General features: G+C 71.7%; 14 protein-coding genes. 8 read left to right on the plus strand and 6 right to left on the minus strand.

The features are described from left to right. Nucleotides 1–2 precede the first annotated feature (2 nt). Both ACFV2X_RS05205 and ACFV2X_RS05210 read right to left on the minus strand, forming a co-directional pair. Complete coding sequence (locus ACFV2X_RS05205; protein WP_385611636.1) at nt 3–2,141, minus strand: bifunctional serine/threonine-protein kinase/ABC transporter substrate-binding protein; 2,139 nt, start codon at nt 2,139–2,141, stop codon at nt 3–5. Then, on the minus strand, nt 2,138–2,923 hold the full coding sequence (locus ACFV2X_RS05210) for a hypothetical protein (protein WP_385611638.1): 786 nt from the start codon (nt 2,921–2,923) through the stop codon (nt 2,138–2,140). Before ACFV2X_RS05210 ends, ACFV2X_RS05205 begins: the two co-directional genes overlap by 4 nt. A gap of 205 nt (nt 2,924–3,128) precedes the next feature. On the opposite strand from ACFV2X_RS05210, the gene ACFV2X_RS05215 reads away from it, so the two are divergent. The 4 genes from ACFV2X_RS05215 (at nt 3,129) to ACFV2X_RS05230 (ending at nt 8,790) form a co-directional block, all read left to right on the plus strand. Continuing rightward, nucleotides 3,129–4,370 carry an FAD-dependent monooxygenase gene (locus ACFV2X_RS05215; protein WP_385611640.1) on the plus strand — a complete coding sequence of 414 codons (1,242 nt, stop codon included), beginning with the start codon at nt 3,129–3,131 and terminating at the stop codon, nt 4,368–4,370. Between the two features lie 146 nt (nt 4,371–4,516). Continuing rightward, nucleotides 4,517–5,842 (plus strand): NAD(P)/FAD-dependent oxidoreductase, encoded by a 1,326-nt coding sequence (locus ACFV2X_RS05220; RefSeq protein WP_385611643.1) that lies wholly within the window; start codon nt 4,517–4,519, stop codon nt 5,840–5,842. Between the two features lie 40 nt (nt 5,843–5,882). After that, nucleotides 5,883–7,721: a transketolase gene (locus tag ACFV2X_RS05225; protein ID WP_385611645.1), complete on the plus strand. Its 1,839-nt coding sequence runs from the start codon at nt 5,883–5,885 to the stop codon at nt 7,719–7,721. Nucleotides 7,722–7,755: 34 nt separating this feature from the next. Next, nucleotides 7,756–8,790: an NAD-dependent epimerase/dehydratase family protein gene (locus tag ACFV2X_RS05230; protein ID WP_385611648.1), complete on the plus strand. Its 1,035-nt coding sequence runs from the start codon at nt 7,756–7,758 to the stop codon at nt 8,788–8,790. Nucleotides 8,791–8,800: 10 nt separating this feature from the next. On the opposite strand, the gene ACFV2X_RS05235 is transcribed toward ACFV2X_RS05230, so the two are convergent. Further along, a complete protein-coding gene (locus tag ACFV2X_RS05235) occupies nt 8,801–9,682 on the minus strand; it encodes a hypothetical protein (RefSeq protein ID WP_385611651.1) in 882 nt (293 codons plus the stop codon). Continuing rightward, nucleotides 9,667–11,991, minus strand: a complete 2,325-nt coding sequence (locus ACFV2X_RS05240) for a toxin C-terminal domain-containing protein (RefSeq protein ID WP_385611653.1) — start codon at nt 11,989–11,991, stop codon at nt 9,667–9,669. The genes ACFV2X_RS05235 and ACFV2X_RS05240 overlap by 16 nt, the downstream gene beginning before the upstream one ends. Before the next feature lie 213 nt (nt 11,992–12,204). Between ACFV2X_RS05240 and ACFV2X_RS05245 the strand changes: the two genes are divergently transcribed. Then, entirely contained in the window at nt 12,205–12,423 is a 219-nt protein-coding gene (locus tag ACFV2X_RS05245; protein ID WP_385611656.1) for a dodecin, read from the plus strand. 67 nt (nt 12,424–12,490) lie between these two features. Here the strand turns inward: ACFV2X_RS05245 and ACFV2X_RS05250 are convergent, their stop codons facing one another. Then, complete coding sequence (locus tag ACFV2X_RS05250; protein ID WP_385611659.1) at nt 12,491–12,952, minus strand: universal stress protein; 462 nt, start codon at nt 12,950–12,952, stop codon at nt 12,491–12,493. 103 nt (nt 12,953–13,055) lie between these two features. Between ACFV2X_RS05250 and ACFV2X_RS05255 the strand changes: the two genes are divergently transcribed. Both ACFV2X_RS05255 and ACFV2X_RS05260 read left to right on the plus strand, forming a co-directional pair. Further along, nucleotides 13,056–13,907 (plus strand): metallophosphoesterase family protein, encoded by an 852-nt coding sequence (locus ACFV2X_RS05255; protein ID WP_385611661.1) that lies wholly within the window; start codon nt 13,056–13,058, stop codon nt 13,905–13,907. Between the two features lie 65 nt (nt 13,908–13,972). Beyond that, the gene (locus ACFV2X_RS05260; protein WP_385611663.1) at nt 13,973–15,262 is read left to right on the plus strand and encodes a cytochrome P450; all 1,290 of its coding nucleotides are present in this window, start codon (nt 13,973–13,975) and stop codon (nt 15,260–15,262) included. Here ACFV2X_RS05260 and ACFV2X_RS05265 read toward each other — a convergent pair. Further along, on the minus strand, nt 15,240–15,995 hold the full coding sequence (locus tag ACFV2X_RS05265; protein ID WP_385611666.1) for a hypothetical protein: 756 nt from the start codon (nt 15,993–15,995) through the stop codon (nt 15,240–15,242). The two genes, ACFV2X_RS05260 and ACFV2X_RS05265, sit on opposite strands and share 23 nt — an antisense overlap. Nucleotides 15,996–16,129: 134 nt before the next feature. Between ACFV2X_RS05265 and ACFV2X_RS05270 the strand changes: the two genes are divergently transcribed. Then, nucleotides 16,130–16,735, plus strand: a complete 606-nt coding sequence (locus tag ACFV2X_RS05270; protein WP_385611668.1) for a hypothetical protein — start codon at nt 16,130–16,132, stop codon at nt 16,733–16,735. Nucleotides 16,736–16,880 lie beyond the last annotated feature (145 nt).

Consider the following 16,880-nt stretch of genomic DNA (forward strand, 5'->3'; position numbering starts at 1 on the left):
GGCTAGCCGCCCTCGTACGGGGCGTCGCCCAGGAAGCGGAAGCGGCCCCCTTGGACCCGGTACAGAAAGAGCGTCCCCTTGGTGTGCTCGAAGGAGCGGTCCTCGGCGCTGAACGTGAACTTCTTGGTGATGCCCTGATGGTCCGTCTTCAGCACGCGTGACAGGACCGCGGCCCGGTCCGCCGTGCGCCCGCCCGCCGCCTGGATGCTCCGGGCCAGCAGCCGCCCCGTGTCGTAGGCCTCGGCCGCGTACCGCTCCGGTGCGGCCTTGAAGCGGCGCCGGTAGACGGTGGTGAAACCGGCCGCGGACGGTTGGGCGGCCGGGTCGACGAACGTGGCCGTGCACGTCCACCCCTCCGCCGCCTGCCCGGCCCGCGCCACGAAGCGCGGGTCGACGACCGGCTCGGTGGCGTACCGGGGTCCGCGGAAGCCCGCCGCGGACAGCTCCCGGGCGACCTTCGCCGCCGACTCCCAGAAGCCCGCGAAGACCACCGCGGCCACCTTCTCGCCCATGAGGTACGACACGGCCGGGCCGAAGTTGTCGGTTCCCGCGCGGACGACCTGCGGGACGATCTCGTACCGGGCCGACTGCATCAGGCGGGCGAACGTCAGGGCGAACCGCTGGCTGTCGTCGTCGCCCTTCCGGTCCTCGATCAGCCCGATCCGCCGGCTGTGCAGCGTCTGCCGGAGCCGGAGGCCGAGAGGGTACCCCTGCCAGATGTACTCCGGCCGGGCCAGCAGGGCCGAGCGGTAGGTGACGGCCGGCGGGAACGCCCTCACGGACACCGCCAGCATCGGCAGCTTCGCCTCGTCGTAGACCGCGACGGCGGTCTCGGCGGTCTCGTCCGTGGTCGGGCCGATCACCGCCAGCACCGAGCGGTCGGCGGTCAGCTGCTTTGCGACGGCCTTCGCCGTATCCGGACTGCCGCCGTCGTCGAACACCTTCAGGACCAGTTCGAAGGTTCTGTCCTTGCGGGCGTTGAACTCCTCGACCGCCAACTGGGCGCCCCTGGCCTGGGCCCGGCCCGCCGCGGCGGCGCCGCCCGACAGATCCGCGTGCAGCGCCACGGTACGGCGGGGCAGCCCGGGCACCTGCTCGCCCCTCTTGCCGTCCCGGCCCCAGGCCGCCCATGCCGCGAGGCAACCGCCCGCGAGCACCACGGCCCCGGAGGCCGCCAGCAACCGCCGACGGCCGGGCCGGGCCGGCGCAGCTCCCGGCTCCCCCGCCGGGTCGGCCGCGGTCGCCTCGATGCCGGGCAGGCCGACCAGCTCCGCCGACCGCTCCGCGATGAGTTGGACGATCGGCTCCGGCAGCCAGCCGTCACCCTCCGGCGGGGCGTCCCGGGCCAACTCCCGCACCAGCTCGGCGGCGGTCGGGCGGCGCTCGGGGTCCTTGTCGAGGCAGGTCTCGATGAGCGGGCGCAGCCGATCGGGCACACCGTCCAGCGCGACCGTGTCATGGACGGTACGGAACAGAACCGCGGCGGGGTCGCCGGTGCCGAACGGCGGGCGTCCGGTGGTGGCGTAGGCCAGGACACAGCCGAGCGAGAAGATGTCGCTCGGCGGCCCGATGACCGCGCCGTGCGCCTGTGCCTGTTCGGGCGACAGGAACCCGGGGGAGCCGACCACCATGTCGGTGGCCGTGATGGCGGTGTCGTCGAGGGCGCGGGCGATGCCGAAGTCGATGAGGCGGGGGCCGTTGGGGGCGAGGAGGATGTTGGCGGGTTTGATGTCGCGGTGGATGAGTCCTGTTTGGTGGATGGTGTGGAGTGCTTGGGCGAGGTTGGTGGCGAGGGTGTGGGTGGTGGTGTGGGGGAGGGGGCCGTGGGTGGTGATGGCTTCGGTGAGTGAGGGGCCTGGGATGTAGGTGGTGGCGAGCCAGGGTGTGTCTGATTCGGTGTCGGCGTCGGGGACGGTGGTGGCCCAGGGGGTGTTGATGCGGCGGGCTGCGGTGACTTCGCGGCGGAAGCGGGCGCGGAACTGGGGGTCGTGGGCGTATTCGGCTTGGATGATTTTCAGGGCGACCAGGGCGCCGCCGGTGGAGCGGGCGAGGTAGACGATGCCCATACCGCCGGCGCCGAGTCTGCCCAGCAGCCGGTAGCCCCCGATCCGCGCCGGATCCCCCGAACGCAGCGGGATCACTTCAGCTCTCCCTTCGCGGCCTCGGCCATCTTGACCAGCGGGGAGTACAGCAGGTCGTCGGTCTCCTTCTCGCTGTATCCCTTGGCTCCCTTGACCATCACGGACACGGTCACCGGCCCGATCCGCGAGGAGCCCCAGATGTACGGATACGGGCCGCCGGCCGAGTCGCTCTCGTACTCGCCGTGCTCCCAGATCTGGTCGTCCGCCGTCTCCTGGCCACGCCGCCCCCACGGGGCGCCCGAGGACAACAGCGAGATGATTCGCTCGTCCTGGTTCAGCCGCTGCTCGGGGCAGCGCACCACCTCCTCCAGCGTGGTGGCCATCTCCTGGTCGGCGCTGTCGGCGTCGGCGTGCACCGACACCACCACCATCACCCGGACCGGCCCCTTCCCGGCCCCTTTGGCGGGCAGCACGCTGTGCTGCGACAGGCTGGTGAGCACCCCCTTGGGCAGCTTCTCGCGCTGCCATACACACGCCCCGTCCAGCACCGCCCAGGTGCGCGGGTCGTTCTCGAAGGGGTGCTGCCGTACGAAGTCGGCGCCGAAGTCCCGCGGCCCGGCGATCACCTGGCGGGCCAGCCGCAGCGCCCGCGCGGAGGTGTCGGGCACCCGGTCGGGGCGCACCGTGAAGTCGGGGCCGGACGGGGTCGGGCTCGCCCGCGGCGCGTCGTTCACCGACGGCGGCGCGCCCAGGTCCGAAGGCGTACCCGGGCGCTTGGGGCCCGTCCCGCCGGACCCCGACGAACAGCCGGCCAGCAGCAGGCCGACCGACAAGGCGGCCACACCGCCCCGAAGCACCCCGTGACATCGCACAGTTGCACTCTCCCCCCACACGCGACCGTCAATGACACCTTAAAATGCCGCCGTTCCACACGGGACCCGGCGTCATATCCGCCGGGGACTGGACGGCATCGGCCGACCCTGATAGCGCTGTGCCGAGAAGTACCCGCACCACCCACTGCCCCCCCACTCCACTCCACGGAGCACCATGACCAATGCCCTGATCATCGGTGGCGGAATCGCCGGAACCGTGACCGCGATCGCCCTGCGCAAGGCCGGAATCAACGCGGCCGTGTACGAGGCGTATCCCCCAGCCGGCACGGCAGGCACAGCCGACGCAGCCGCCACCGAAGCGGGTGCGTTTCTGCTCATCTCCGCCAACGGCATGGAGGCGTTGCGCACCATCGGCGCACACCAGCCGGTGCTGGACAACTCCTTCCCGGCAGGCCGCGCCGACTTCATCAGCAACACCGGCAAACGGCTCGGCGGGCGGCCCATGGCCGGCTCCGAGGAGGGCGCGCTGAGCGCCCGTACGATCAAACGCGCCACCCTGGCACGGGTGTTGCGCGAGGAGGCGGCGCGCCGCGGTGTGCGCGTCGAGCACGGCAAGCGACTCCTGGCGGCCCAGACCGGCCCCGACGGACGCGTGGTGGCCTCCTTCGCGGACGGCGGGCGGGCCCAGGGGGACCTGCTCATCGGCGCCGACGGAATCCACTCCCTCATCCGCAGGACCATCGAAGCCGCGGCGCCCCGGCCGCGCTTCACCGGCCAGCACACGGTCTGCGGCTACACCCGCGACGCCGCGTCGCCCCCGGACCCCGACAGCTACGCCATGATCTACGGCAAGCGCGCGTTCTTCGGCTGCACCACGGCCCCCGACGGCGAGGTCTGGTGGTTCGCCAACACCCCGGGCGCCGAGCTGTCCAAGGACGAGCTCGCGGCGACCACCCCGGAGCAGTGGCGGGAGCAACTGGCCGGTCTGTTCGCGGACGACAACACCCCGGCGGCCGAGATCATCCGCGCGAGCGGCGAGTCCATCGTCGCCACCAACGCCTACGACATCGCCTCGACGCCCACCTGGTCCGACGAGACGATGGTCCTGGTGGGGGACGCGGTGCACGCCTGTGCGCCGAACGCCGCCCAGGGCGCGTCCCTGGCCATCGAGGACGGCGTGGTGCTCGCCAAGTGCCTGCGCGACCTGCGCACGCCCCGGTCGGCCTTCGCCGCGTACGAGCGGCTGCGCCGCGAGCGGGTGGAGCGGGTGGTCGCGACGAGCGCGGGCCTGGTCCGCCGCACCGTGCCCGGGCCGGTGGGCCGGGCCCTGCGGGACGCGATACTCCCGCGGAAACTCGAGCGGGCGGACGCCGACGGCGGCGCGGACTGGCTGACCGGTTACCGCATCGACTGGGACGAGCGCGTCACGGGGGAGGTGGCGCGGGCCCGTCGGTAACGGGCCGCGGACGCGGCACGGCGGCTCGGCCTCAGGCCCCTGGGGCCGAGCCTCGAACACCAGGGGGCTTGCTGTCCTGGGTTTGGCCTGGGCGACCGGGGGGCACTTGGAGCGTTCCATGAGATCCGCACGCCCGGGAGCCCCGTGTGAACCGAGTCCGCATCGTGATCGTCGGCGCCGGATTCGCCGGCTACCAGGCGGCCCGTACGCTCTCCCGCACCCTGCGGGACGAGGCGGAGATCGTCCTGGTCAACCCCAACGACTACTTTCTGTATCTGCCGCTGCTGCCGCAAGTGGCGGCCGCCGTCCTGGAACCCCGCCGGGTCTCGATCTCCCTCACCCAGACCCTGCCGGGGGTCCGCCTGGTGCTCGGCGAGGTCGATTCGGTCGAACTCGACGCCCGCCGGATCAACTGGACGGACCCCGAGGGCCGGCGCGGCCGGATGGACTACGACCGGCTCGTGCTGTCCGTCGGCAGCGTCAACAAGTTGCTGCCGATCCCCGGCGTGGCCGAGCATGCGCACGGCTTCCGGGGGATGCCCGAGGCGCTGTATCTGCGCGACCACATGATCCGCCAGATCGAGCTGGCCGGGGCGGCCGACGACCCCGCGGAGCGGGCCGCCCGCCGCACCTTCGTGGTGGTCGGCGCGGGGTACACCGGCACCGAGGTGGCAGCACACGGCGTGCTGCTCACCGACGCCCTCGCTCGCCATAACGCCGCGCTGCGCGGCGCCCCGCCGCCGCGCTGGCTGCTGATCGACATCGCGGACCGGGTGCTGCCCGAGCTCGACCGGAGGCTGTCCGACACCGCGGACCGGGTGCTGACCAAGCGTGGCGTGGACATCCGTACGGGCACCTCGGTCAAGGAGGCCACCAAGGACGGCGTGTTGCTCGACACCGGTGAGTTCATCGCGACCCGGTCGCTGATCTGGTGTGTGGGCGTCCATCCCGACCCGCTCGTGGACGACCTGGGTCTGCCGACGGAGCGGGGGCGGCTGTGCGTCGACCCGTATCTCGCCGTGCCGGGTCACCCCGAGGTGCTGGCCTGCGGGGACGCGGCGGCGGTGCCCGATTTGACCCGGCCGGGTCAGTTCACGCCGATGACCGCGCAGCATGCGCAGCGGCAGGGCAAGGTGGCGGGCCGCAATGTGGCGGCCACGCTGGGGTACGGCACGCGGCGCCCGTACAAACACCACGACCTCGGTTTCACCGTCGACCTCGGCGGGGTGCAGGGAGCCGCCAATCCGCTGCATGTGCCGCTGTCCGGACCGGTGGCCAACCTGGTCACCCGCGGCTATCACCTGATGGCGATGCCCGGCAACCGCGTCCGGGTCGCCACCGACTGGCTGATCGACGTGGTGCTGCCGCCGCAGGGCGTACAGCTGGGCATGGTGCGCTCCTGGGCGGTCCCGCTGGACACCGAGGCGCCCGAGCGGGTCCGGATGCCCCATACGGCCCCGGACGGCCGCTGATGGGCCAGGGGCCAGAGACCAGAGACCACGAAGGAGCGATATGCAAGACCATCTGCTCAGCGAGCTCGGGCAGCAGCTCCGAGTGGACTCGGTACGGGCCGCGGCGGCGGCTGGATCCGGCCATCCCACCTCGTCGATGTCGGCCGCGGACCTGATGGCCGTCCTGTTGGCGAACCATCTGCACTATGACTTCGAACAGCCCCGCCACCCCGGCAACGACCACCTGGTCTTCTCCAAGGGGCATGCGTCCCCACTCCTGTACTCCCTGTTCAAGGCGGCCGGGGCGATCAGCGACGAGGAGCTTCTCACCTTCCGCAAGATCGGCAGCCGTTTGGAGGGACACCCCACGCCGCGGCTGCCGTGGGTGGATGTGGCCACCGGGTCGCTGGGACAGGGGCTGCCCATCGGCGTCGGCCTGGCGCTCGCCCGCAAGCGCCTGGACAAGGTGAACAGCCGCGTCTGGGTGCTGTGCGGGGACAGCGAACTGGCCGAGGGCTCGGTGTGGGAGGCCGTCGAGCACGGCTGGTACGAGCACCTGGACAACCTCACCGCCATCATCGACGTGAACCGGCTGGGCCAGCGCGGGCCCACCCGCCACGAATGGGATCTGGGCGCGTACGCGCGCCGTCTGCACGCCTTCGGCTGGCACACCATCGAGATCGACGGCCATGACGTCGCCGCGATCGACCGCGCCTATGGCGACGCGGCCTCCACGGTCGGCCGGCCCACGGCGATCATCGCCCGTACCGTGAAGGGGCGGGGCGTGGCCGCCGTGGAGAACCGGGAGGGCCTGCACGGCAAGCCGCTGCCGGACCCCGAGGAAGCGGTCGCCGAACTCGGTGGCGTACGGGAGATGGCCGTACCGGTCCTCGGCCCGCCCGCGGTCGGCATCGCGCAGCCGTCCCGCGAAGGCCCCCTGACCCTGCCGCACTTCGACCCCGGCGAAGAGGTCGCGACACGGGACGCGTTCGGGCAGGCGCTGGCCGCGCTCGGCACGGCCCGCGGCGATGTGGTCGTGCTCGACGGCGAAGTGGGCGACTCCACGCGCACCGAGTTCTTCGCCAAGGAACACCCCGAGCGGTTCTTCGAGTGCTACATCGCCGAACAGCAACTGGTGGCCGCCGCCATCGGGATCCAGGTGCGCGGCTGGACCCCGTACGCGTCCACCTTCGCGGCCTTCTTCACCCGCGCCTATGACTTCATACGGATGGCCTCCATCAGCCGGGCGGACCTCAACCTGGTCGGGTCGCACGCCGGAGTGGCCATCGGCGAGGACGGTCCCTCGCAGATGGGGCTGGAGGACCTGGCGGCCTTCCGCGCGGTGCACGGCAGCACGGTGCTGTACCCGTGCGACGCCAACCAGACCGCCCGGCTCACCGCCGAGATGGCCGAGGAGTCGGGCATCCGCTATCTGCGCACCACGCGCGGCAAGACCCCGGTCATCTACCCGCCCTCCGAAAGCTTCCCGATCGGCGGCAGCAAGCTGGTGCGCGCCACGGACGACGACCACGTGACCATCGTCGCGGCCGGAGTGACCCTGCACGAGGCGATCGCCGCCGCCGACCGGCTCGCCCAGGAGGGCATCCACGCCCGCGTCATCGACCTGTACACGGTCAAGCCGGCGGACGCGCAAACCCTGAGGGCCGCCGCCGACTTGACGGGGGCCCTGGTCACCGTCGAGGACCACCACCCCGAGGGGGGGCTGGGTGACGCGGTGCTGGAGGCCTTCTGCGACGGCTACCCGATGCCCCCCACGGCCCGGCTCGCCGTGCGCGACATGCCGACTTCCGCCACCCCCGCGCAGCAACTGGCCGCGGCCGGGATCGACGCGGAGGCGATCGCCGCCGCCGCCCGCCAACTGGTCGGCGCGGCGACCTGACGTACAACCGCTGTGACTGTACGAGGAGCGGATCATGAGCAACGACCGCGGAAAGCGTGTGGTGGTGTTCGGCGCCACCGGCAACACCGGCACCAGCGTCCTCCGGGCGCTCGGCGAGGACCCGGACGTCGCCTCCGTCGTGGGGGTCGCCCGCCGCATCCCCGCCTGGACGCCGCCGAAGGTGACCTGGATCCGGGCCGATATCGCGGAGGAGGCGGACGACCTGGTCCGGCCCCTCGAAGGCGCCGACGCCGTGATCCATCTGGCCTGGCTCATCCAGCCCAGCCACGCCCCGGTGACCACCTGGCGGACCAATGTCCTGGGCAGTATCCGCCTCTTCGAGGCCGTCGCGGCCGCGGAGGTGCCGGTGTTGGTGTACGCGTCCTCCGTGGGGGCGTACGCGCCCGGTCCCCAGGACCGCCGGGTGGACGAGTCCTGGCCCACCCACGGCTGGCCCGAGGCCGCGTACTGCCGCGAAAAGGCATACCTGGAACGGGTGCTGGACGCCTATGAGGGCGAGCATCCGCAGGTGAGGGTGGTGCGGATGCGCCCCGCCTTCCTCTTCAAGGAGCAGTCCGCGGCCGAGCAGCGCCGCCTGTTCCTGGGACCGTTCCTGCCCCGCCGGCTGGTGCGCCCCGCCCTGCTGCCGGTGGTGCCCGACATCCACGGACTGCTGCTGCAGGCCCTGCACACCGACGACGCGGCCGAGGCATATCGGCTCGCGATCGGCCGGGATGTGCGCGGCGCCTTCAATCTGGCCGCCGAACCCCCGCTCGACGCGCGCGTGCTCGCCGAGATGCTGGGCGCCAGGGTGGTCCGGACGCCCCGCATCGCCGCCCGCTCGGCACTGGCCGCCGCCTGGCACCTCCGCCTGGTCCCCGCCTCCCCTCAGCTGTTCGACGCCGCGCTGCGGCTGCCGCTGATGGATGCGGGCCGCGCCCGCGATGAACTGGGGTGGCAGCCGCGGCGCACCTCCGCGGAGACGATCGAGGAGTTCCTGCACGGTCTGCGGCACGACACCGGCATGGAGACGGCACCGCTGGTGGGACACGCGGCCCCGAGCCGCTGAGGGGGTACGGCTACCCGTCCTCTTCCGTGAAATCCTCCCATCGCGCTCTGACCACTCCGTCGGAGTCCGGCACGACGGCGCGCCAGTTCTCCATGGCGGAATCCTTGAGCATGAACGTGAAGCCCTCGTCGGTGATTTCGGCGAGAGAGTCCGCGCCACCCGGATAGGAACGGTAGGTCAACTCTCCGGGCGTCAATGGAGCCTTGAAGGCCGTGAAGTCGTCGTCCAGCAGATCCGCGTCGAGCCGCAATTCGGGGTCGGACACGACACACAGCAGTGAGCGAGGGCGGACGGATTCGGCCACCTCGGCGGAGTTTTCCGGGGTCACCTGGAACCATCGGTAGCCGTACGCGCCGTACGCCCAGCGCTCGCACAGCAGGGTCAGCTCCGTGGTAGCTGTTCGTACGGCGGCCCAGAATTCCGCATCGGCCGGTCTGCCGACGATCCGTGACTCATCCGCGGGTTCCGGTGCCGCGGTGCGCCATTCGAGACTCACGTCGTCGCCGTGCAGGCCCGCCATCCGGCCGGCCATTTCCGGCGTCAGAAGAAGATGCACGAAACCATTCCATCCCGATTCGATGCGCAGCTGATCCGCGCTGGTCAGCCGGCAGTAGGGACCGTGACCGGCCGCCATGCCCACGGCGAGGTCCACAGCCTCCCGCGGGCTGATCTCCAGCCCGTTGCGGAGCGCGGAGAGCTCGTCGGGCAACGGCTGGCCGACGAACAACTCGCCGACCTCGAGCCTGGCCGCGCCGCTCGCCTCGATCACGGCCCCGAGCACTCCGCGCAACTCCGCGGCGTAAGCATCCCAGCCCTCGGCTTCGCTGAGCGCGTCTCGCACGTTTTCGTCACGAGGGCCGACGGCCAGCTCGGTGACTACTTCGCGATCCACTTGAGGCCTCGTATCTCTCCATTGGGTCCGACATCCAAATCGTAGGTGCCGTCCCGGGCCGAGTCCTTGGTGGACTGGAAGGGATTTTTGAAGTTGGCGCCCTTGAAAATACCGCCCTTGTGCCCGGTCCGGTCCCAGGTGATGTAGCGCGGAAGAGTCCGCCCCGGCTTCTTGTGCTCCCAGATCGGGGATCCTCCGGCGGATTTTTTGCCGGTGTTTCTGTAGCCCAGGTACTTGGCGATGTCGTCGGACTGCTGACGTGTGATCGGGTTGCAGTTGCCGTTGTTGTGGACCAGGACCGCGGCGGTCTTCGTCAGCACATAGTACGTGTGTATTCCGCCGACCGAGAGGTCGTATGTGCGCTGCCGGATCCGCTGGTCCAGGACCGCGGTGACCCGAAGGGGCGCGCCCTTGGCGCTCCGGAGCATATTGCCGGGGCGGAGGTCGCCGGCCTTTTTCCACTGCTGTGCGTCGGCCAGCCAGAACGGGTGGTTGTCGGTCGCCGTGAGGGTGGCGGGCCCTCGGTCCGTGGCGACGGTGATCCGGGTGAAATCCTTGTCGCCGTAGGTCGTGAAGACCTGGGTCACCGGCCGTGCCGCGGTGATTCCGCGTACGGGGTCGCTGGCCGTCACCCGGTCGCCGGGGCGGATCTCCTCGATGGGGCGGCGGGTGCCGTCGGCGAGGAGCACCCGGGTGCCGGTGGGGAAGCTGTGCGGCCTGGCGCAGTTCGCGCTGTTCCGCTCCTGCTTCACCCGGTCCACGAGCCGCTTCACCTCGACCGTCGCCAGCGCGCGGGCGGTGACCAGGGTGCGGGAGGTGTACGGGATGCGGTACTGGACCGGTCGGCCGCCGTTCGCCCGGGAGCGGGCCCGGGCCTCCGCCTTCTTCTGTGCCTCGATCGAGGCGAAGGTCGGGCCGGCGCCCGGGTTGGAGCAGGACAGGTTGCCCGAGACGCTGGTGCCGGTGACGGCGAAGGTGCCCTGCTGACTCGTGCACCCGCCGGCGGACCTGCCGTCGATGGTGAAGGTGGCGTTCATGACGGCAGTGACCTTGCCGTCCACCAGGCGGCTCTTCGCGCTGGTGGTGATCTGTCCGGTGAAGCTCTGGCCGGCGGTGCAGCCCCCGGAGCCGCACTTGACCGACCCCGAACCGCTGAGCGTGAGGGAGATGCCGCTGTCGGTGGCGTTGTTGAGTTCCTTGGTCCGCTTCTCCAGGGTGTCGAGCATCGGGTCGACGTCATCCCCGGTGACCGGGGCGAGGTCCATGCCCTGGGAATCACTGCCCTCGAGAGGGCCGTCCGTCACCTCCGGGGAATCCTTGGCCGTGGTCAGGCTCACCTTGCCGGCGGCCCCGCTCGGCGTGGGTTCCGTCAGCCGGGACGGGGCGTAGGGCTCCAGGCGCAGCACTCGGTGCGGCTTCTTCTCGGTGATGAGCAGACGGCCCGCGGACGTGTCCACCGCGAGGGCCGGTGTGCCGCGCACCGTGCGGGGTGACCGAGCCGACTCGCTCGGGGCCGGGGTGCCCTCCAAGGCGTCCAGGGCCCGGGAGAGCTGAGTCGCCAGCGCGGCCGGGGACGGACGGCGTTCGACCACTTCCTTCGCCGAGTCGGCGCCGCTCCCGTACCCGGCCTCCCACGTGCCGGGAGCCTCCTTGCCGGGCTTGGCGTCCTTGTCGGGTGCGGGGTCCACCCGCCAGCGGGTGAAGGTCTTGCCGCCCACGTTCAAGATTTCGCGGTCGAGTGACTTCTGGCCGTGGCCCATGGTGCCGAAGCGGCTTCCGGAGGCGGTGACGGTGATGTCCCGCTTCGTGGTGTCGGTCGGCGAGGATTCCTCGTATCGCAGGCCGGGGGCGAGCAGAAGATTGTCGACCGCCTGCCGGAACGGCGCCAGGTTCAGCTTCGGCAGGCTCTTCCGCTTCGCCTGCGGCTCCTCCGATCCCGAGGTGTCGTTCCAGAGCAGCAGCCCGGCCACCAGCGCCAAGATCAGCGCACCGACCCCGCCGAACAGCAAGAGCCGCCCGCGCCGCCCCGAGGGCAGCAGCCGCCGCGCTCCGCCGTGCGGCCCCGGGGCCGGCGGTGGGGGCGGCGGGGGCCAGTACGGTGGGCCCGGCGGCGGTCCGTAGGGGGAGTGCTGCGGGGGTGGGTACGGGGTGCCCTGCGGGGGCGCGTACGGGGGCTCCGGCGGCGGCCCGAAGGCGTCCGGGGGCGGGCCGAACCCGCCGCCCTGCGGTGGAGGTGGACCGTACGCGCCGCCCTGTGGCGGCGGGCTCTGCGGTGACCACTGGCCGTCCGGGCGTGCCGGCTCCGTCATGACATCCCCCGTGTGCTGTCGATGCCGCCGCCGCGAGGTGATCGCGTCACCCGCGCGACTCCCTGCCCCAACTGCAGGTCAGAGAGCCCATGTTCGCAGCAACAGGGCCTGATGGCCAGGGACGCGCCCGGTGGCCCCGCGCGTCATCGAGTCGCGGACGGGGGCGGCGTGATGCACGGTGGGAGGGGCAGTTCCACGGTGAGGGGAAGGACCATGTCCAACCACATATACCGCGTTGTCGAGGTCGTCGGGTCATCGGGGGACGGCGTCGACGCCGCGATCGCGAGCGGTATCGACCGGGCGTCGAAGACCCTGCGTGAGCTTGATTGGTTCGAAGTCACCGAGATTCGCGGACACATGGAACAAGGGCGGATCGCGCACTACCAGGTAGGGCTGAAGATCGGCTTCCGGATCGAGGACACCGACTCCTGACGCCCGGCGGGCAAGGTCGCTCGTAACGCCTCGTACGGACGTGTGACCGGCCGCCCGGCCGCCCCGGTCAGGGCACCACGGTCACCGGCCAGCGCCCGGCCTTGACCAGCCGGATCGCGACCGAGCCGACGAAGCGGTGCCCCGCCTGCTCCGACGCGCCCACCACCACGGCGTCGGCCTTGAGCTCGTCGGCCGCCTGCACCAGGCCGTTGTACGGATCGCCGCGGAAGGTGTGGAACTCCCAGCGCACCTCGAAGACCCCGCGCAGCCGCTCCGCCGCCTGACGGATCTCCTGGATCAGCTCCTCGGCGACCTGCTCGGTGGTCTGGGCCACCGAGGCCCCCAGTGCCGCCCCCGCGGCCAGCACCGGCTGTACGTAGACCACGGCGAGCAGCGCGCGCTGCCGCCGGGCCAGGCCGGCCGCGTACGACGCGGCGCGCCAGGAAGAATCGGAGCCGTCCACTCCGACCACGATGACTTTCGGGCCGTCCGTTCCGCGTTCGAAGGACGCGGGGAGTTTGTCCACCACATCTGCGAGGCTAGCGCCAGGAAAGGGTAGGTGATCAACCGGCCCGGACCGCGGCGCCCGCGCCGCGACCCACCATGACCGGCACCGTACGACAGGAGAATCGATGGGCGGAACGCACCGTGGCGAGCTTCTCGCCGTCAGTGATCTGCACGTGGCCTACCAGGAGAACCGGGAGATCGTGGAACGGCTGCGGCCGGGCTCGGACGACGACTGGCTGATCGTCGCCGGGGACGTCGGCGAGCTGTTCGCCGATATCGAGTGGGCGCTGGGCCTGCTGAGCGAGCGCTTCGCCAAGGTCATCTGGTCGCCCGGCAACCATGAGCTGTGGAGCCACCCCAAGGACCCGGAGAAGTCCCGTGGCGTACGGCGCTACCAGGCGCTGGTGGACATGTGCCGGGCGAAGGGGATCGTCACCCCCGAGGACCCCTACCCGGTGTGGGAGGGCATCGGCGGGCCGCTGACCATCGCCCCGCTCTTCCTGCTCTACGACTACTCGTTCCGACTCGAGGGCCTGGAGACCAAGGAGGCGGCCCTCGCCCATGCGCACGAGGCAGGGGTCGTGTGCACCGACGAGCACTTCCTCCACCCGGAGCCGTACGCCACCCTCGACGCGTGGTGCCGGGCCCGCGTCAAGGAGACCGAGGCGCGGCTCGAGGCATGCGACCCCGAGCTGCGGACGGTGCTCATCAACCACTGGCCGCTGACCCGGCTGCCCACCCGGGTGCTGCGCTACCCCGACTTCGCCCTGTGGTGCGGCACCGAGCTCAGCGCCGACTGGCATGTGCGGTTCCGCGCCGAGACCGTGGTCTACGGACATCTGCACATTCCCAGGACCACCGTGGAGGACGGGGTGCGCTTCCAGGAGGTGTCGGTCGGCTATCCGAGGGAGTGGAAGCGCCACGGGCTGCTGCCGGAGGACCCGCTGCGCCGGGTGCTGCCGGTGCCGGTGTCCTGACCCGCCGGCATCCCGTACGCGCCCGTCTTGACGGCACCGGCGGGTGGCGCCGTACGGTCACGGCTGTGAACCCTGACGCGGTGTTCCTGCCCGAGACCTACGCCGCCGGTGTCCCGTACGCGCTCTTCGCCGAGGCGCGCGCCACCCGCCCCGTCTGCTGGATCGAGGAACCCGCGGTCGGGGCGTGGCCCGCGGGCCCCGGCTTCTGGGCGGTCTTCCGGCACGCCGACGTCAAACATGTGTTGCGCACCCCGGAGGTCTTCTCCTCCCATCTGGGTGCCACCCAGATCCGCGACCCGGATACGCCCGGCGATCTGGAGTTCGTCCGGGCGATGATGCTCAATCAGGACCCGCCGGACCACTCCCGGACGCGGCGGGTCGTCGCGGCGGCCTTCACCCCGCGCGCGGTGCGCGAGCTCCGGACGGTCATCGAGGCACGCGCGCGGGCGCTCGTCGAGGGCGTGGCACCGCGCGGCGAGGCCGACTTCGTGGAGCTCGCGGCGGATCTGCCGGTGTGGACGCTGGCCCATGTCATGGGCGTCCCCGAGAGCGACCGGGGGCTGCTGTTCGACTGGGCGAGCCGGGTCATCGGCTACCAGGACGCCGAATACGCCGCCTCCAGCACCACCGAGGCCGCGGGGCTCAGCCCGATGGCGCGCGCGGCCCTCGTCCACCGGCCGCGGTCGCTGACCCGCCCGGACGGCCGGCCGATGAATCCGCGCTCCCGCGAGGCCCTGGCCGATATGTTCGCCTACGCCCACGCGCTGGCCGAACGGCCCCGGCCCGGCACCGTGATGGCCCACCTACGGGAGGGCGGTCTGAGCCGCGAGGAGTTCGAGAACATGTTCTTCCTCTTCGCGGTGGCCGGGAACGAGACCCTGCGCAACGGCATCCCCGGCGGGCTGCTGACCCTGCTGGACCGCCCCGAGAGCCATGAACTCCTGTTGGCCCGCCCGGAGCTGACCGATTCCGCCGTGGAGGAGATGCTGCGTTTCTGGCCGCCCGTCATCGACTTCCGCCGCACCGCGACCCGCGAGGCGGAGCTGGGCGGGCAGCGCATCCGGCGCGGCGACAAGGTCGTCGTCTACCACGCCTCCGCCAACCGCGACGAGACGGTCTTCGACGACCCCGACCGCTTCGACATCACCCGCGGCCCCAACGACCACGTCAGCTTCGGCCATGGCCCGCACTTCTGCCTGGGCGCGCACCTCGCCCGGCTCCAGATGCGCGCGATGCTGCGCAGCGCGCTGACCCGTCTGCCCGGGCTGCGCCGGGCAGGCGAGCCGGCGCGGCTCACGTCCAACTTCCAGAACGGCCTCAAACACCTGCCGATCAGCTGGGAAACAGATCGCTGAACGGGTCGGCCGCGTCACCGACCGACCGGCCGAAGGGCGCGTCGAAGTCCCAGACGAGGAAGAGCAGAAAGACCATCAGCGCGCAGAACATCGCGGACATCGCCAACTCGCGCGGTGTGCGGCGGATCTGCAGCGTGAACAGCAGCCCGACCACCAGCGCCGCGCCGACGACCAGCCCGATCCAGACCACTCTGGGCATCGTCGGCCCGGCGTTCTGTGCCCGTGCCTGGCGGGCGGCGTCCACCGCGGCGACCTGGTCCACCAGCGGCTGGTAGATATGCCACTCGCGCTCGGTGCGCGGTGTGTAGTCGGTGACATCGCGCCGCAACTCGGCCAGCAGCGTGGCGCCGCGGTCGGTGAGCTCGCCCTTGTCGATCATCACCTGCCACTCCTTGGACACCACATGGTCCGCATACGTCCGGGCGTCCGCGCGGATGCGGTCGCGTACCGGCGCGGGGTAGCCGGCCGCGCGCTCGCTCACCTCGTGCAGCGCCTGCGCCTCCGTGCGCACGCCGTCCTGAGCGGCGCCGCGCGCCTCCCAGACGCCGGCGATGGCCAGGCCCAGCACGATGGCGTACACCACGCCGATCATCATGGTCATGTACTCGATGACATCGGGGGTCTCCGAGGGGTCGTCGTCCTCGGGGACCCGCCGCTGGTTGAGCAGCGTGACGGCCACGACGAGCGCACAGACCCCCGCCGTCACGAGAATCAGAATCAGCCATTCGGGCATGGACAACCTCCGTCAGGTCTCGGCGTCGGCGTCAGCCGCGCGCCCCGCGGCCGCGCGCGGCGGAGCGCGAGCGCGAACGGGGGCGCAGGGCGGCGGCCGCGAGCACCGCGGGCGCGGTGATCAGCAGGGTGAAGGTGACCAACGAGACGCCGCCGCCCGGCTTTTGGGGGGCGGGCGCGTGGTACGAGCGCAACTCCGCGGTACGGGGCGGGCCGGTCGGCGTCGGTGAGCTCGGCAGCGGCGTCCTGGGCGGCTTCTTGGCGGCCGACCGGGACGGCGCCGGGGGCGCGGTGGGGCGTGCGGGGGGCGGCGCGGCCGAGGAGGGCTTCGCGGGAGGGGTGGGCGCCGCGGTGTGGGTGGGGCGGTGCGTCGGCGTGGGTGCGGTCGTCTGCGTGGGGGTGGGCGTCGGCGTCGACGTATGCGTGGGGGTGGGGGTCGGCCTGGGGGTGTCCGTCGGCGTCGGCGTGGGCGTAGGAGTCGGCGTCGGGGTCTTTGTGGGGGTGGGCGTCGGCGTCGGACACCACCCCGGCCAGATCACGTCGAGACCCGGAATGCGCACCTCGATGTGGAGGTGGATGCCCCCGTGCGGGCCATGTGCCGAGTGGTCGGGCCCGTCAGCCCCGGCCCGGTCCGCCTCGGCCACGGGGCCCGCCCCCGCCGAGGCGAGTACCAGGGCCGTGGCGAGAATCCCTGAACGCAACGTGCGTTGCCATCGGTTCACGACCGAGATCTTCGGCTGATCGGACCCGTTACAGCCGTATGCCCGCGTGGATTCCCCCGAATAGGTGAATTTGCGCGGAATCCGCCCGTCCGGGCTGTGGCTCTGTCGTGCTGGGCGCCCGGCAGGGCCGCGGCCTCGAACAGCGGCATTGAAAGCGCGAAACA

This window comes from Streptomyces sp. NPDC059679 (assembly GCF_042734105.1).
In the GTDB taxonomy this organism is placed as follows: Bacteria; Actinomycetota; Actinomycetes; order Streptomycetales; family Streptomycetaceae; genus Streptomyces.

What these genes read in the sequence shown, in the direction of transcription:
- ACFV2X_RS05230 (WP_385611648.1), top strand. Translation starts at nt 7,756, where the DNA reads ATGAGCAACGACCGCGGAAAGCGTGTGGTGGTGTTCGGCGCCACCGGC.
- ACFV2X_RS05240 (WP_385611653.1), bottom strand. Translation starts at nt 11,991, where the DNA reads ATGACGGAGCCGGCACGCCCGGACGGCCAGTGGTCACCGCAGAGCCCG.
- ACFV2X_RS05265 (WP_385611666.1), bottom strand. Translation starts at nt 15,995, where the DNA reads ATGCCCGAATGGCTGATTCTGATTCTCGTGACGGCGGGGGTCTGTGCG.
- ACFV2X_RS05255 (WP_385611661.1), top strand. Translation starts at nt 13,056, where the DNA reads ATGGGCGGAACGCACCGTGGCGAGCTTCTCGCCGTCAGTGATCTGCAC.
- ACFV2X_RS05215 (WP_385611640.1), top strand. Translation starts at nt 3,129, where the DNA reads ATGACCAATGCCCTGATCATCGGTGGCGGAATCGCCGGAACCGTGACC.
- ACFV2X_RS05225 (WP_385611645.1), top strand. Translation starts at nt 5,883, where the DNA reads ATGCAAGACCATCTGCTCAGCGAGCTCGGGCAGCAGCTCCGAGTGGAC.
- ACFV2X_RS05245 (WP_385611656.1), top strand. Translation starts at nt 12,205, where the DNA reads ATGTCCAACCACATATACCGCGTTGTCGAGGTCGTCGGGTCATCGGGG.